Origin of the sequence: Desulforhopalus vacuolatus, assembly GCF_016918505.1 — a bacterium.
GTDB lineage: Bacteria > Desulfobacterota > Desulfobulbia > Desulfobulbales > Desulfocapsaceae > Desulforhopalus > Desulforhopalus vacuolatus.
Map to the genome: position 1 here is coordinate 23,690 of NZ_JAFFPZ010000019.1, position 15,871 is coordinate 39,560.

Consider the following 15,871-nt stretch of genomic DNA (forward strand, 5'->3'; position numbering starts at 1 on the left):
GTAATGGTAATTATACCCGAATATGAAATAACAAAAAATCATGGTGAAATCTCAAATTAAATACAAAACGCAATCAACACGTTTGTCCAATTGGAATTATGGTTGGGATGGTTCGTATTTTATCACCATTTGCACACATCATCATTTGTCACATTTCGGTAACATTCAGAATGACCGTATGTGTTTGTCAAATACAGGAATTATTGTCGATATTTTATGGCACGAGATACCACACCATGCCCGGAATATTCGTTTGTCAAAATTTATTGTCATGCCAAATCATATTCATGGAATTTTGATACTGGATGGCGGGAATTGCGATAACACTGGGATTGTAGAAAATAATACAACGCCCCCGGCAATCAGTTCGGACAGGTTTCAAAACCAGGGAAAGAATACAATTTCATCCATTGTGGGATCGTATAAATCTGCGGTTACCATGCACGCCAATCGATTGGGATTCAATTTCAAATGGCAAACAAATTTCTGGGAACATATTATTCGCAATGAAGATGAATTCGGTCGTATTTCAGAATATATCGCAACCAATCCTGCCAAATGGCAACAAGACAAATTGAATAATGGCCCCGGCAACAGTGTATTGAAATCATGTCCACCGTATAATGAGGAAATATGGATGGTGTAAATATATGGAAAATCCCCACAACACATACCACCCGCAATACGCAACGCCGTTGTAGAGACAAGGCATGCCTTGTCTACACGGTGACGGTAATGTGACGGTGACGGGAACCGTAGTCAAATATGTAACGATGATACAACAGGCTGGCAGTTGGCCGTAGTGGTAACGACGGGATTGGCGAGATTGTATCTCCGTTTATGGGAAAGAGCACCGCGCGATAGTACCAGCGTTGGTGTGTAGACAAGGCATACCTTGTCTCTACGGTGATGGCAGCAATCGTAATGGTGACAATAATCGCCCGTTACTACCACGGGGTGATAACGCTGAAATCACATCACCATGGGTGAAAATCACCACAACACAAGCCATCCGCAATACGCAATGCTTTTGTAGAGACAAGGTATGCCTTGTCTACACGGTGACAGACAACCGTAGCGATGACAGCAATCATAACAGTGACAGCAATCGCAACGATAACAAAAATCGTAACAGGAACAGCAACCGTTCCCAATAAACCACGAAAGGATACAACGCTGAAATCACATCACCATGAGCAGAAATCACCACAACACAAGCCACCCGCAATACGCAATGCTTTTGTAGAGACAAGGCATGCCTTGTCTACACGGTGACGGTAATGTGACGGTGACGGGAACCGTAGCCAAATATGTAACGATGATACAACAGGCTGGCAGTTAGCCGTAGTGATAACGACGGGATTGGCGAGATTGCATCTCCGTTTATGGGAAATCAGCACCGCGCGATAGTACCAGCGTTGGTGTGTAGACAAGGCATGCCTTGTCTCTACGGTGATGGCAGCAATCGTAATGGTGATAGTAATCGCCCGTTACTACCACGGGGTGATAACGCTGAAATCACATCACCATGGGTAGAAATCAGCACAACACAAGCCACCCGCAATACGCAATGCTTTTGTAGAGACAAGGTATGCCTTGTCTACACGGTGACGGTAATGTGACGGTGACGGGAACCGTAGCCAAATATGTAACGATGATACAACAGGCTGGCAGTTGGCCGTAGTGGTAACGACGGGATTGGCGAGATTGTATCTCCGTTTATGGGAAATCAGCACCGCTCGATGGTACCGTACCGGCGTTGGTGTGTAGACAAGGCATACCTTGTCTCTACGGTGGTAACACCAACCGCAGCGGTAACGCCAATCATAACGGTAACAGCCACCGTAATCGATAATCCGTAAAAAAATACACCAGCGAAATTTCATACCCTTGATGAAAATCGCCACGACGCGCGTCACCCACAATGTTGTGTAGACAAGGCATACCTTGTCTCTACGGTGATGGCAGCAATCGTAATGGTGACAATAATCGCCCGTTACCGCCACGGGGTGATAACGCTGAAATCACATCACCATGGGTGAAAATCACCACAACACAAGCCACCCACAATACGCAACGCCGTTGTAGAGACAAGGTATGCCTTGTCTACACGGTGACAGACAACCGTAGCGATGACAGCAATCATAACAGTGACAGCAATCGCAACGATGACAAAAATCGTAACAGGAACAGCAACCGTTCCCAATAAACCACGAAAGGATACAACGCTGAAATCACATCACCATGAGCAGAAATCACCACAACACACGCCACCCGCAATACGCAACGCTTTTGTAGAGACAAGGCATGCCTTGTCTACACGGTGACAGTAATGTGACGGTGACGGGAACCGTAGCCAAATATGTAACGATGATACAACAGGCTGGCAGTTGGCCGTAGTGATAACGACGGGATTGGCGATATTGCATCTCCGTTTATGGGAAATCAGCACCGCGCGATAGTACCAGCGTTGGTGTGTAGACAAGGCATACCTTGTCTCTACGGTGGTAACGCCAACCGCAGCGGTAACGCCAATCATAACGGTAACAGCCACCGTAATCGATAATCCGCAAAAGAATACACCAGCGAAATTTCATACCCTTGATAAAAATCGTCACGACGCGCGTCACCCACAATGTTGTGTAGACAAGGCATGCCTTGTCTCTACGGTGATGGCAGCAATCGTAATGGTGATAGTAATCGCCCGTTACTACCACGGGGTGATAACACTGAAATCACATCACCATGGGTAGAAATCACCACAACACACGCCACCCGCAATACGCAACGCTTTTGTAGAGACAAGGCATGCCTTGTCTACACGGTGACGGTAATGTGACGGTGACGGGAACCGTAGCCAAATATGTAACGATGATACAACAGGCTGGCAGTTGGCCGTAGTGATAACGACGGGATTGGCGAGATTGCATCTCCGTTTATGGGAAATCAGTACCGCGCGATAGTACCAGCGTTGGTGTGTAGACAAGGCATACCTTGTCTCTACGGTGGTAACGCCAACCGCAGCGGTAACGCCAATCATAACGGTAACAGCCACCGTAATCGATAATCCGCAAAAAAATACACCAGCGAAATTTCATACCCTTGATAAAAATCGCCACGACGCGCGTTGCCCACAATGTTGTTAGACAAGGCATGCCTTGTCTCTACGGTGGTAACACCAGCCGCAGCGGTAACGCCAATCATAACGGTAACAGCCACCGTAATCGATAATCCGCAAAAAAATACACCAGGGAAATTTCATACCCTTGATGAAAATCGCCACGACGCGCGTTGCCCACAATGTTGTTAGACAAGGCATGCCTTGTCTCTACGGTGGTAACACCAGCCGCAGCGATAACAGCAAACGCAGCGATCTTCCTATTCCTTCGCGTTCTTCGCGGTAAAAATTGCCTTACCGCTGTTTGCTTTTCGCTGTTCCGTCTTTTGCTTTTTCCCGTCTCCCGTCTCCCCTCTCCCCCGTCTCCTATCTCCCTTTTTGCTCTTCAATAAAATCAGCAATCCCCTCCACATCCTCCACAGAAAAAGCCCGCTCACCACACAAAGAGACCGCTCCAACAACCGCCGCCACCCCCGTCACCTTTCCGGCAAGACGCTCTCCTCCCCGGCAAACCTCTATCTTCACAACGTCACGCTCCTCCTTGAACCCCTCCCCCACGACCAGTTCCATGTCATTGAAATAGCGTGAGGCCAATTGCCGTAACGTCAGTTTGGCCATCGGCTGCTGAAGAAAGATCTCCTCCGGCGCAGCAAGCAGCACCGGCGCACCCGTTGCGCGGAAAATACCGCTGTCGGTGTCCGCAGAATCGAAGGTAATACCCCGCTCTTTGGTCGACTTCACCACCGCAACCCGACGCCCCCGGCGCAGCATTTCCACAACCACCCGGCTGGCGAGGGTCGTCTTGCCGCTGTCGTGCCAGCCGATAAAGGTAACAATCACCGGAGAGGAGGACATGGGCTACTCCTCCAGTCCCAGAGCAATCAGCCGTTCAAGCAGCTGCGCAAAGGACATCCCTGCTGTTCGCGCCGCCCTCGGCAGCAGACTGGTTTCCGTCATGCCGGGAATGGTGTTGGTTTCAAGCAGATACACGGCACCGGCTTCTGTGACGATAAAATCGGTGCGGGAACAGCCCCGCAGCAAAAGCACGCGGTGAGCCTCCAGAGCATACCGCTGTACAGTGTCGCGCAGGGTGTCGGCAATGGGTGCCGGACAGATCTCTTCACTGGCTCCGGGTTGATATTTCGCTTTGTAGTCAAAATACTCATACCCCTCACCCGGCAGGATGGCGATGACCGGCAGGGCCTCCACCTCACGGTTGCCGAGAACCCCCACAGTCAGTTCTGTCCCTTTTATATATTGCTCGACGATCACGGCGGTGTCATGTTTCAGTCCCAGGACAATCCCGGCGGCCAGTGCTTCAGCATTCCGCGCAATGGTCATACCAAGACTGGACCCCTCCCGCACCGGCTTAACCACCACGGGAAAACCAAAGCGGGCGGCCAGGGCCTCAATATCCGGCGTCTTCCCGCGCTCCACCACTATCCAGTCAGCCACGGGAAGACCGGCACTGCGATAGAGCTCTTTGGAGAAATGTTTGTTGATCGCCACCGCACTGCCGAGCACTCCAGAGCCCTGATAGGGAATCTTCAACAGATCAAGAAACCCCTGCATTGTGCCATCTTCTCCGCCAATCCCGTGCAGGAGAATAAAGGCAAAATCAATCTCTGCAGCGTCGGCGATAATTTTCCCCAGATCGACAGCCGGATCGTAGCGACGCACATTGAATGTATCCCTGTCCAGCGCCTTCTCCACAGCGATTGCTCCACTCAAAGAAACATCCCGCTCGCTTGACGTTCCTCCCGCAATCAGCGCGACGTTCATCTTTTTCTTCATCGTATCCTCCACAAAATTTACTCTTCGCGTTCTTCGCGGTGCAAAAATTGCCTTTCCGCTGTTTGCTTTTTCCCGTCTCCCGCCTCCTGCCTCCTGCCTCCCGTTATGAACAAAATTGGCTACCACGGAAAACACGGAAGGACACGGAAAACATCAATTATTTTAAAGTAACAAATTAATACTTTACTCCCTTTTTGCCGTTGTCTTTATTCGCCTTATTCGAGCAGTTATTCGTTGGCAAAAATCTTTTTGCTTTTCGTCTTTCTTCGTCTTTCTTCGCGTTCCTTCGCGTTCCTTCGCGTCCTTCGCGGTGAAAATTGCCTTTCCGCTGTTCGCTGTTCGCTTTTTCCCGTCTCCCGTCTCCCGTCTCCCGTCTCCTTTCTCCCTTTTCCCTCTACTTTCAAGGGATTCCCACCATTTCCATAACCATACCACTATACCACAGACAGAGCCAAAATGGAGGCATCCACAGCATCTCGTGGCGAAAAAAGCTATTGACAAAGGAACCGTCTTTCCAGTATATATCCCAAATTCTTCTCTTGACACCGGGAAGCGTCTTCCCGCAGGAGAAAAAACAGGATAAACCTGCAAAGAAACAGTAAAAATATCATTCTGAACACAAACGGAGTCAACAACATGATTGAAGTTGAAGTACGAGGAGATCTCGAATATGCCATTCGCCAGTTAAAGAAAAAGCTGCAAATTGACGGTATTAAAAGAGAACTCAAACGTCGTGAGTACTACGAGAAGCCCAGCGTGAAAAAACGCCGCAAAGCCGCAGAAGCACGCCGCAAACTCCGTAAGTTTAACAGAATGAGAAAATCAATGTAAGAATACCTGCATAGAGGTGTTTTCTGTTCCTTTCGGGGAGCGCTGGTGCCTCATCAGGATTTCTATTTTTGATTTTATAAAGAGGGTAGTTGTCTCTGTTCTACCCTCTTAGCTTTTTTCTCCTATGCCCTTTTCCCGTACACCTTCCTCTCTGCCACCTCTCTTCAAGGAACTGCTCGGACTTTTTTCCACCTATCTGATTGCCGAGCGTCGTTTTGCCCTTAATTCCGTCGAGGCCTACACCTCGGATGTCACCCTCTTTCTCTCGTATCTCCACTTGCGGGGAAAAGACTCTCTTGACCAGTTGACTCTTGCTGAAATCTACGATTTCCTTGAGCATTGCTCCGAGAACAAAAAGCCCGCAAAAAGTACCGCCTCCCGCCGTATCTCCGCGTTGAAATCCTTCTTCGACTACCTGTTCCGCGAAAAACGTATCAGCAGTAACCCCTTTCTGGCCGTCGACCTGCCCAAAGGTTCCCACAATCTGCCCAAAGCCCTCTCCGAAAAGGAGGTGCAGCGCCTGCTCACCCCGCCGCAGAAGGCCACGCTGATTGCCGTACGCGATCACACCATGCTCACCCTGCTCTACGCCACCGGCCTGCGGGTAAGCGAACTGGTGACACTGCCGCTTGCGGCGATCAACCTGGATGCCGGTTTTATCCGCGTCCTCGGCAAGGGGAATAAAGAGCGACTCATCCCCTTTGGCGATGTCGCCCGAGACCTGGTGAAGGAGTATGTTGCCGGCAGTCGCCGCCTGCTGCTCAAAGGGAAAAACAGCAAGTATCTTTTCATCAGCAATCGTGGAACCTGCATGACCCGCCTGCGTTTCTGGCAGATTACCCGCAACACTGCACTGGCGGCAGGCATCACCAAAAACATTTCACCGCACATCATCCGCCATAGTTTCGCCACCCACCTGCTTAATCACGGGGCCGATCTGCGCGCCGTACAGATGATGCTTGGCCACACCGACATCACCACCACCCAGATCTACACCCATGTCGACAATAAACGGCTCAAGGAAATTCATCGCAACTTCCATCCCCGAGGCTGAACCCCTCGCCACACTCCGAAAACTTTGGTATTGTAGAGGGTGGTTTTTAGGACGGGAAAAGCAAAAGCTGGAACAGCGGAAAGACTTTTTGCCAACGAATAAAAGCTCGAATAAGGCGAATAAAGACGAAAAAGATTTAAGGGCACAGATTTTGTTTAATTAAGGCGGGCAGGACAGAGGAAGGGGAGATGGGCGACAGGCAAAGGAAAAAGACGGAACAGCGAAAAACTTTTTGCCAACGAATAAAAGCTCGAATAAGGCGAATAAAGACGAAAAAGATTTAAGGGCACAGATTTTTTTTAATTAAGGCGGGTAGGATAGAGGAAGGGGAAAAGAAGACAAAGGAAAGCGAAAAGTATTTGAGAAGTTACGCTTTTATAAAAAATGCCTTTATTCGTATAATTCGAGCAGTTATTCGTTGGCAAAAAAATCTTTTCGCTGTTCCGTTTTTTATCTATAAACTGCCATTTTTCAAATATTTAGCGTCTTTATTTGGCAAAAAAAATCTTTACCGGGTACCAAAAATTATATGTTAATCCACCCAGACGAGAGCTATGAAATAATAGGGGCATGCTTTGATGTGTACAACGCCATGGGGGCTGGATTCTTGGAATCTGTCTATCAAGAATGCCTGGCTCTGGAATTAGGTCGCCGGGGGGTTCCCTTTGTCCAGCAGAAACGAATCCTTCTCTCCTACCGGGGCACACCTCTCAAACAGGAATATCTGGCTGATTTTGTCTGTCACGACAAAATCATCGTTGAAATAAAGGCTGTCTCAACCATCCTGTCCGAACACCGTGCCCAGGTGTTGAACTATCTGCATGCCACCGGGTATGAACTGGGCTTGTTAATTAACTTCGGCCACTATCCCAAGGTGGAGACAGAAAGAATCGTCAAACACCAACGAACAACCGAAGACGGAATGGCCAGCGAAATACACTAAACACACGCAATCTTCTCTCTATAAAATGCCCTTTTCGCTGTTCCGTCTTTCTTCATGCCCTTCGCAGTAAAAAAGTCTTACCGTTTTTCGCCCTTATTCGCCTTATTCGAGCTTTTATTCGTTGGCAAAAAATCTTTTCGCTGTTCCGTCTTTTATATATTAAGAGTATTTCGTTAGCAAAAAATCTTTTTTCAACCGGGCCTGCACAATGCATATTGTAACCACCCATACCGAAGCAGACCTCGACGGCCTGGCCTCCATACTGGCCGCAGTCCGGCTCTTTCCCGATGCCGTAGCCGCCTTTTCAGGTTCCTGCGATCACAACGTGCACGACTTCCTCGGCTCCGGCTACCTGAACCTGAAAGTACTCTCCCCACAGGAAGTTGACCGGGAGAAGGTGACCACCCTCACCCTCGTTGACACCCGCATCGCGTCCCGGATAAACCGCTTCAGCACCTGCCTCAACAACCCCGGACTCACCCTCAATATCTTCGACCACCATCCAGACACCCCAAGTGATCTGCACGGTAACTTCGAGATCATCCGTGAATGCGGGGCCACCACCACCCTGCTCACCGAACTGCTGCACAAACGCGGCGTCTCCCTCTCTGTGGAGGATGCAACCACCCTCACCCTCGGCATCTATAAAGACACCGGCGGCCTCCGCAACCGTTCGACCACCCCCGCCGACCTGCGTGCCGCGGCCTGGCTGCTCGAACAGGGAGCTCAGCTCGACGTGGTCAGCCACTACCTCAGCCACGAACTGAACAGCGCGCAGGTGAAGATCCTTCACGAACTGCTCAGTAATGCCCGCCGCTACACCATTCAGAATGTACCGGTGGTGATTGCCACCAGTGCCTGTGATTATTATGTAGACAACTGCTCCCTTGTCGTCCGCCGTCTGCTGGAGATGGAGAACCTCAACGCCATCTTCGCCCTGATCTCCATGGCAGGACGCATCCACCTCATCGCCCGTAGCCGCACCCCGGACATCAACACCGCCGAGGTTGCGGCAGATTTCGGCGGCGGTGGACACGCCATGGCGGCTTCCGCCACCATCAGCGATATTACCCTCATCCAGGCCCAGGAAAAACTGGTCCGCGTTCTCCACGCCCATATCCGCCCGGCGGCGGTGGCTGAGGAGATGATGACCAGCCCGGCGATCACCGTCTCCCCGAATGACACCATCGACACCGCCCAGAGAATTCTGGTGCGCTATAACATCACGGCTGCTCCCGTACTCTCCGGCCAGGAGACCGTGGGCATCATCACCCGGCAGATCCTCGAACGGGCCAGCCAGCACCACCTCGGGGGCCGTCCGGTGAGTGACTACATGAGCAGCGAGTTCGCCACGCTCGGCATCAACGCCACCCTCGGCGATATTCAGGGTCTCATCATCGAGAACCGCCAGCGCATCATCCCCATTCTCAACAACGGGAAAGGACTGCTCGGCATCATCACCCGTACCGACCTGCTCAACCGCCTCGTCGATAATCCAGCCCTCTCACCAAAGAAACTGCATGGCCCGGAATCAAACAACGCCCTTGAAGGTAACCTCCGCAACCTCAACGAGATAATCATCGGCGGTCTCAGCCGGTCGATGATCAGGCTGCTGCTCGACATCGGGGAGCTTGCCGATACACTCAAATGCCGGGCCTACGCCGTGGGCGGCTTCGTCCGCGACCTGCTGCTGCACAGCCCCAACTTCGACCTCGACATTGTGGTGGAAGGCGACGGTATCGAGTTCGCCCACCAGCTTTCTTTGCGTACCGGCGGCCGCTGCAGCATCCATGAACGCTTCAAAACCGCCGTCGTTCTCCTGCCGCCGAAAATGTCCCAAAATCTGCCGGGAACCCACAAAGATGGCAGTTTCAAGGTGGATATCGCCACCGCCCGCCTGGAGTATTACGATTCTCCCGCTGCCATGCCGACGGTGGAACTCTCCTCTATCAAGCTGGACCTCTACCGTCGTGACTTCACCATCAACGCCATGGCTCTTCAGCTCAATCCGGCCCGCTTTGGCGAACTCATCGACTTTTTCCACAGCCAGAGCGACCTCAGGAAGAAGGCCATCAAGACCCTGCACAACCTCAGCTTTGTGGAAGATCCCAGCCGTATCTTTCGCGCCATCCGCTTTGAGAAACGCATGGACTTCACCATCTCACCTCACACCCGCCACCTGATTCGCAACGCCGTAGAGATGGGCTTTTTTGGCAAGACGAACGATACCCGCTACGCCACCGAGCTGAAGATTATCCTTGAAGAGGACAATCCGCTTCCGGCGCTGGAACGGCTCGGCGAGTTTGATCTCTACTGCTTCATCTGGCCTGATCTCAAGCCGTATTGCCGCATTGACCGACACTTCAGGCACATTCTCTGTATGGCCAGGGAAACCATCTCCTGGCACAGCCTGCTCTTTCGCAAAGAAGCCTGTTGCCGCTGGCAGGTGTATCTGCTGGTTATCATGAGCCGTTCACCGCTCCCCATTCTCGGCAGCTACTGCGACCGCTTCAGCGAGAGTCCGAAAAACCGCGAATTTCTCCTCACCCAAAAAGAGCTGATGGACAGTCGGGTCAACCGCCTGCGCGAGTGTCGTGATCTGAAAAACAGCGATATCGTCCGCATCCTTGACGGGATTGAAATCGAGGGATTGCTGGCAATGAGAGCGGTCACCCGCAAAAGCCGGGTCCTTGAGGCGATCAGCTTCTACATCCGAGACCTGCGCTGGGTGCGTCCACTGCTCAACGGGAATGATCTCATCGCCCTAGGCCTCAAACCCGGGCCCGGCTTCAAAAAGGTACTCGACACCCTGACCATTGCCCGCCTCGACGGCCTCACCTCTACCCCCAACGACGAGGAGGAGCTGGTGCGCAGACAATTCCTTCCCCCTCTTTCCTGATCCAATTCTCACATCTTGACGCATCGCCAGAGCGGTTTACCGTATTGCAGGAAAGAAAGGAGACAGGAGAAGGGAGAAAGGAGACAGGAAAAAGCAAAAGACGGAACAGCGAAAAACTTTTTGCCAACGAATAATACCATTTCCATTTTGTATTGACCAGGAATAACAAATGTATTATACATCTCTTATGACAATAACAAAATACAACCTGCAGGATTACGATTTTGTAGGCCTTTCCCACAGAGAAACTAAACCAAGGACTCGTATTCGTCTTTTGATTCTTGCTCATTTAAAAGACGGAAAAACACAAGAACAAACAGCCAATTCTTTGAAAACAAGTCCTTCCACTGTGAAGCTTACTTATAAAAGATTTAAAAAAAATGGCATCTCGGGATTAGATGACCTACCTAAAAAAGGAGCAAATTTTAAGCTTCCAAAAGATCAACATGAAAAATTCAAAAAGTACATACTTGAAAGACAAAAAAAACGTGAAGGTGGTCGCCTGACAGGCTACGAAATTCGGGATATTATTAAGGATAACTGGAACGTTACTTATAGTTTAGCTGGAGTATATCGACTCCTTCATTACCTTGGGTTGTCATGTATCAGCAGTCGCTCCAAACATCCCAAGCAAGACGAAGAGGCTCAAGAAAACTTTAAAAAAAAATTGTTGAGTTGATCAGTGAAGCTTTGCCTACCAGTGTTAATCTTTCCACTGTCGATATTTGGTTTCAAGATGAGACTCGAGTGGGGCAGCAAGGCGATATTACCAGGGTTTGGGCTCTAACAGGAAGTCGCCCTCGAGCTATTCGCCAACAACAATTCAAACATGCTTATATTTTTGGTGCCGTGTGTCCAAGTCGAGATCAAGCCGTAGGATTAGTTCTTCCTTGTGCTAATATGGTAGCGATGAAGCTCCATCTGGAAGAAATTTCAAAAAATGTACCTGAAGGTCACCACGCGTTGTTAATAGTAGATGGCGCTGGATGGCATCAGGAATATTTAAACCTTGATAATGTAACTCTGTTAAAGTTGCCTCCTTACTCACCAGAATTAAATCCAGTAGAACAAATTTGGCAATGGCTGAAACAAAAATGGTTATCTAATCGAGTCTATGATTCTTATGAACACATAGTCGATGCCTCTTGTGACGCATGGAATAAAATGGTAGCAATTCCCGGAATTATTAATAGCATCTGTAGCCGGGATTGGGCCTCCTTAAATAGGGTTAAAACTTAGTAGGAATGGTATAAAAGCTCGAATAAGGCGAATAAAGGCGAAAAATATTTAAGGACAAAGATTTTATTTAATTAAGGCGGGCAGGACAGGGAAAGGCAAAAGACAAGACAACAGATTTTTTTGCCAACGAATAAAAACTCGAATAATACGAATAGGGCAAAAGACAATTTTTTACCACGGAAAACACGGAAGGACACGGAAGACAGGAGAAAGGCAAAAGTATTTGAGAACAAAAATTTTTAAAACTCAACAGGGAATTGCTGTTGTTCTGTCTTTGCGTCCTTCGCGGTAAAATTCTTTATCTTTTTCATAGCTTTTTAAGAAGTTATGCTTTTGTCTAAAAAGTCTTTATTCGCCTTATTCGAGCAGTTATTCGTTGGCAAAAAAATCTTTTCGCTGTTCCGTTTTTCTTAGTGTCCTTCGCAGTAAAAAAGTCTTACCGTTTTTCGCCCTTATTCGCATGATTAGAGCTTTTATTCGTTGGCAAAAAATCTTTTCGCTGTTCCGTTTTTCTTTGCGTTCTTAGCGTCCTTCGCGGTAAAAATAGCCTTTCCGCTTTTCGCCTTTTTTTCGCTGTTCCATCTTTCACAAAACAACCAACAACCCCAGGTACAGGACATCACTAAAATATGAATTTTCCCTCTTTCGACATACAACAGCTCCTTATCAGCATTCCGCCGCTGCTCTTCGCCCTCACCCTGCATGAAGTAGCCCACGGCGTGGCAGCCCTGCATTTCGGTGATCCCACAGCGAAGAATGCCGGACGACTCTCCCTCAATCCACTGCGCCACCTTGATCCCCTTGGCACCCTCGCTCTACTTTTCGTCCATTTTGGCTGGGCCAAACCGGTCCCTGTCAATCCACGCTACTTCAAGGACCCGCTGAAAGATATGCTGTGGGTGGCTCTTGCCGGCCCCGTAACCAACCTGCTGCTGGCCATCATCAGCCTGATTCTCTTAAAATTTATGGTTGTCTTCAACGGCAGCATCCCGCAGAGCATCCTCATTCCCCTTGCGAGTATGCTCCAGATCAGCTTCATGATGAATGTCATGCTCTGCATCTTCAACTTTCTGCCAATTCCCCCACTCGACGGCAGTCGCATCCTTGCGGGAATCCTGCCGAGAGAGGCCGCAATGAAATATCTGCACTATGAACGGTATGGCATGCTCATCCTGCTGGCACTGATGATCACCGGTGTCTTCGGCGTCATACTCCAGCCCATCCTCATTGCCGCGCAAAACATGCTCATTTTCGTCATCAACTTTTAACGACAGGAGACGGGAGAAAGGAAAAAGCAACAGCGAAAAACTTTTTGCCAACGAATAAAAGCTCGAATAATGCGAATAGGGCAAAAGACAATTTTTTACCACGGAAAACATGGAAGGACACGAAGAAGGAGACGGAAGACAGGAGAAAGGGAAAAGCATTTGAGAACAAAAATTTTTAAAACTCAACAAGGAATTGCTGTTGTTCTGTCTTTACTCTTCGTGTCCTTCGCGGTAAAATTCTTTATCTTTTTCATAGCTTTTTAAGAAGTTATGCTTTTGTCTAAAAAGTCTTTATTCGCCTTATTCGAGCAGTTATTCGTTGGCAAAAATCTTTTAGCTGTTCCGTCTTTCGCTTTTCCCCTGCCTCCTGCCTCCCTTTTTGCCTTTTTAGATGATTAATAATTCGTGTTTATTCGTGTCCATTCGTGGTTCCTTTTGTTTCTGCCTTTCGCTTTTCCCTTTCTCCCGTCTCCCTTTCTCCCGTCTCCCAGGCAGTTTCACCCCTGCTCTTCCCGACGCATAGTCATATCGTCGTAAAGGTAACGCTTAATCTTCATCGTAGCCGTCTTTATAAAGGGTTCGCTCTTTTCATAAATATGCACCAGGTGAGACGTTCTCGAAAGCTGCTCATTCACCTCACGACGAAGCGTTTCCAACCCCTTCTTCACCAAAGCACGCTGCTCCTCTCCACTCATCCCCGGATGCTCACTCTCAAGCTGCTCATAGTCCGGGAAGGCCCACGCCTCCAGCTGTCCCTCATGCTCCAACACAAGGACCTCCGCCACCAGTGAAAAGGTTTCAATCTTGTGCTCAATGGCCTCAGGATAGACATTTTCGCCGTTGGGCATAACAATCACATTCTTCAACCGGCCGGTAACATAGAGATTGCCTTTCTCGTCAAATCTTCCCACATCTCCAGTGCGAAGCCAGCCATCAGGCAACGCTTCTCTGCTGCTTTCAAGGTCATCGTAATACCCCTGCATCACGTTCTCCCCACGCGCCATGATTTCGCCAATGCCGGTCTGCGGGCTGGCATTCTCAATGCGCACCTCCACACCGGGAATGGGACGGCCGGTCGAGCCAACCCCGATGGCCGGATCAAAAAGTGGCCCACCCGCAATAAGTGGAGCGGCTTCGGTCATGCCATAACCGATCAGATAGGGAAAATTTGCCTCGTAGAAGAACTTCTCCACGTCCGGATTCATCTTCGCCCCTCCCACCCCCATGAAAACGAGTTTGCCGCCAAAAAAGGCAAGTATCTTTTTGCCGATCCTGCGGGAAATCATCCGTCGCAACATGCCGATGCTGCAGGCAAGGCGCATCAGCCCCTTCTCCATCTCCGGCTGCACCTTCTTTTTATAAATCTTTTCCAGTATCAGCGGTACGGCGAAGATCACCGTCGGCTTCTCATAACGGCAGAGCTTCTGCAACACCGCCGGGGTGGGCAGTTTATCGATATAGGCAACCCGCGCGCCAAAGATCATCGGCAGAAGAAAGCCGCAGGTAAACTCGTAGGTGTGTGACATCGGCAGGATGGAAAGCCAGGTAGAGCGCTCCGGCAGTATCGCAAGGCCCGAAGCCGAACAGGCATTCATGGTGAAATTGCGATGCGTGAGCATGACTGCCTTGGAATATCCCGAAGTGCCGGAGGTATAGATGATGGAGGCCACATCTTCCTCCTCCACCGGCGGGAAATCGGTCTTTTCCCCCTTGAACGTGGCGAGCGCCTCGCTGACATATTCAGAGAACGGGATAGTTTTCAGCGTCTCCAGCTTCTCCCGGAAATCATCGAAGGTAAAGACTGGCCCGTGCAGATTCTCGGCTATGGAGATCAGCTTGTCAAACTGCCGCCGGGTGGTGAACACCGCCTTCACCTTCATCTCCTGCAGGATATGCTGCACATCCCCTTCCGGCATCTCCGGCAGAACAGGTACGGCAATCGCCCCGAGCCGGACAATGGCCAGCCAGGCAAGCCCCCACGAGGGAGAGTTTTCAGCAAGAATGGCGAGACGGTCACCCTTCTTCACACCCTCCTGCTGCAGGCGTGAGGCCACCGCCATCACCCGCTGGTGCAGCTCTTCGTAGCTCCATGACGTCCCCATCGCCATTCCCAGCGACGGAGCCGTTTTGAACTTTGCGCAACAGGCGTCAAACAGTACGTTCAAGGTCTGCGCACCCTCTGAAAAGACTCTCATTGCTTCTCCATATATTTTTTGTTCTGGCAAAAAAGCCCCTCTTCGGAGCGTTTCGAAAAATATATTATACCTGACAGAAAAAATCTTTCATAATCAACTGGTTACTGAAAGGAAAAAAAGAAGAGAGACAGGAAAAGGCAAAAAACGGTAAAACATTTTTACCGCGAAGAACGCGAAGAAACGCGAAGAAAGGCAAAAGCATTTAATAACAAAGATTTTTTAAATTTAAAGCGGGAAAAACAGGAGAAGGGAGGCAGCAGAAAGGAAACAGCAAAAGGTCTTTGTAGAGACGACCAATTTGGGCGTCTTAAGCACAACGGGTGTCTGCAGCAATACAAGCGTTTCATACCACAACGAACATCATCAGGTTTTGTTGCCCTGCTTTTCGGAAAAAAGAAGAACAGAAAAAAGCCCTTATTCGCATAATTAGAGCTTTTATTCGTTGGCAAAAAAGTCCTTCCGCAGTCCAATCCTTTGCCCTTCCTGCTTTAATCCCAAAAATCTTTTTAGCCTTTCTTCGCGTCCCTTAG

The 15,871-nt window shown here is 49.6% G+C and carries 20 protein-coding genes; 9 read left to right on the forward strand and 11 right to left on the reverse strand.

The window, feature by feature from the left end; genetic code table 11:
- Positions 1–40 precede the first annotated feature (40 nt).
- A complete protein-coding gene (locus JWG39_RS11550; RefSeq protein ID WP_205219562.1) occupies positions 41–646 on the forward strand; it encodes a transposase in 606 nt (201 codons plus the stop codon).
- Between the two features lie 73 nt (positions 647–719).
- Here JWG39_RS11550 and JWG39_RS11555 read toward each other — a convergent pair whose 3' ends face one another.
- From JWG39_RS11555 to JWG39_RS11580, 6 genes are all read right to left on the reverse strand, one after another.
- Entirely contained in the window at positions 720–887 is a 168-nt protein-coding gene (locus tag JWG39_RS11555; RefSeq protein ID WP_205219563.1) for a hypothetical protein, read from the reverse strand.
- Between the two features lie 90 nt (positions 888–977).
- Positions 978–1,154, reverse strand: coding sequence for a hypothetical protein (locus tag JWG39_RS11560; RefSeq protein ID WP_205219564.1), 177 nt, complete (start codon positions 1,152–1,154; stop codon positions 978–980).
- A gap of 33 nt (positions 1,155–1,187) precedes the next feature.
- Positions 1,188–1,433, reverse strand: coding sequence for a hypothetical protein (locus JWG39_RS11565; protein WP_205219565.1), 246 nt, complete (start codon positions 1,431–1,433; stop codon positions 1,188–1,190).
- Between the two features lie 90 nt (positions 1,434–1,523).
- On the reverse strand, positions 1,524–2,006 hold the full coding sequence (locus tag JWG39_RS11570; protein WP_205219566.1) for a hypothetical protein: 483 nt from the start codon (positions 2,004–2,006) through the stop codon (positions 1,524–1,526).
- Positions 2,007–2,029: 23 nt separating this feature from the next.
- Positions 2,030–2,206 carry a hypothetical protein gene (locus JWG39_RS11575; RefSeq protein WP_205219567.1) on the reverse strand — a complete coding sequence of 59 codons (177 nt, stop codon included), beginning with the start codon at positions 2,204–2,206 and terminating at the stop codon, positions 2,030–2,032.
- Positions 2,207–2,239: 33 nt separating this feature from the next.
- The gene (locus tag JWG39_RS11580; protein WP_205219568.1) at positions 2,240–2,485 is read right to left on the reverse strand and encodes a hypothetical protein; all 246 of its coding nucleotides are present in this window, start codon (positions 2,483–2,485) and stop codon (positions 2,240–2,242) included.
- A gap of 19 nt (positions 2,486–2,504) precedes the next feature.
- Here JWG39_RS11580 and JWG39_RS11585 point away from each other — a divergent pair, with 19 nt between their 5' ends.
- Positions 2,505–2,753 (forward strand): hypothetical protein, encoded by a 249-nt coding sequence (locus JWG39_RS11585; RefSeq protein WP_205219569.1) that lies wholly within the window; start codon positions 2,505–2,507, stop codon positions 2,751–2,753.
- Here JWG39_RS11585 and JWG39_RS11590 read toward each other — a convergent pair.
- From JWG39_RS11590 to JWG39_RS11605, 4 genes are all read right to left on the reverse strand, one after another.
- The gene (locus JWG39_RS11590) at positions 2,741–3,055 is read right to left on the reverse strand and encodes a hypothetical protein (protein ID WP_205219570.1); all 315 of its coding nucleotides are present in this window, start codon (positions 3,053–3,055) and stop codon (positions 2,741–2,743) included. The genes JWG39_RS11585 and JWG39_RS11590 overlap by 13 nt on opposite strands.
- An 87-nt stretch (positions 3,056–3,142) precedes the next feature.
- Positions 3,143–3,319, reverse strand: coding sequence for a hypothetical protein (locus tag JWG39_RS11595; RefSeq protein WP_205219571.1), 177 nt, complete (start codon positions 3,317–3,319; stop codon positions 3,143–3,145).
- A gap of 165 nt (positions 3,320–3,484) precedes the next feature.
- A complete protein-coding gene (locus tag JWG39_RS11600) occupies positions 3,485–3,973 on the reverse strand; it encodes a molybdopterin-guanine dinucleotide biosynthesis protein B (protein WP_205219572.1) in 489 nt (162 codons plus the stop codon).
- A gap of 3 nt (positions 3,974–3,976) precedes the next feature.
- Positions 3,977–4,912: a D-alanine--D-alanine ligase family protein gene (locus tag JWG39_RS11605; protein WP_205219573.1), complete on the reverse strand. Its 936-nt coding sequence runs from the start codon at positions 4,910–4,912 to the stop codon at positions 3,977–3,979.
- A 639-nt stretch (positions 4,913–5,551) separates the two neighbouring features.
- On the opposite strand from JWG39_RS11605, the gene rpsU reads away from it, so the two are divergent.
- From rpsU to JWG39_RS11640, 7 genes are all read left to right on the forward strand, one after another.
- Positions 5,552–5,743: a 30S ribosomal protein S21 gene (rpsU, locus tag JWG39_RS11610; RefSeq protein ID WP_369130612.1), complete on the forward strand. Its 192-nt coding sequence runs from the start codon at positions 5,552–5,554 to the stop codon at positions 5,741–5,743.
- Between the two features lie 124 nt (positions 5,744–5,867).
- Entirely contained in the window at positions 5,868–6,797 is a 930-nt protein-coding gene (xerD, locus tag JWG39_RS11615; RefSeq protein WP_205219575.1) for a site-specific tyrosine recombinase XerD, read from the forward strand.
- A 529-nt stretch (positions 6,798–7,326) separates the two neighbouring features.
- Positions 7,327–7,740 (forward strand): GxxExxY protein, encoded by a 414-nt coding sequence (locus JWG39_RS11620; RefSeq protein WP_205219576.1) that lies wholly within the window; start codon positions 7,327–7,329, stop codon positions 7,738–7,740.
- Positions 7,741–7,948: 208 nt separating this feature from the next.
- Positions 7,949–10,639 carry a CBS domain-containing protein gene (locus JWG39_RS11625; protein WP_205219577.1) on the forward strand — a complete coding sequence of 897 codons (2,691 nt, stop codon included), beginning with the start codon at positions 7,949–7,951 and terminating at the stop codon, positions 10,637–10,639.
- A gap of 169 nt (positions 10,640–10,808) precedes the next feature.
- Complete coding sequence (locus JWG39_RS11630; RefSeq protein ID WP_205219578.1) at positions 10,809–11,318, forward strand: helix-turn-helix domain-containing protein; 510 nt, start codon at positions 10,809–10,811, stop codon at positions 11,316–11,318.
- Positions 11,315–11,878, forward strand: coding sequence for an IS630 family transposase (locus JWG39_RS11635; RefSeq protein WP_205219579.1), 564 nt, complete (start codon positions 11,315–11,317; stop codon positions 11,876–11,878). Before JWG39_RS11630 ends, JWG39_RS11635 begins: the two co-directional genes overlap by 4 nt.
- Positions 11,879–12,507: 629 nt before the next feature.
- Positions 12,508–13,146: a site-2 protease family protein gene (locus JWG39_RS11640; RefSeq protein WP_205219580.1), complete on the forward strand. Its 639-nt coding sequence runs from the start codon at positions 12,508–12,510 to the stop codon at positions 13,144–13,146.
- Positions 13,147–13,643: 497 nt separating this feature from the next.
- On the opposite strand, the gene JWG39_RS11645 is transcribed toward JWG39_RS11640, so the two are convergent.
- Positions 13,644–15,341 (reverse strand): AMP-binding protein, encoded by a 1,698-nt coding sequence (locus tag JWG39_RS11645; RefSeq protein WP_205219581.1) that lies wholly within the window; start codon positions 15,339–15,341, stop codon positions 13,644–13,646.
- Positions 15,342–15,871: the final 530 nt, after the last annotated feature.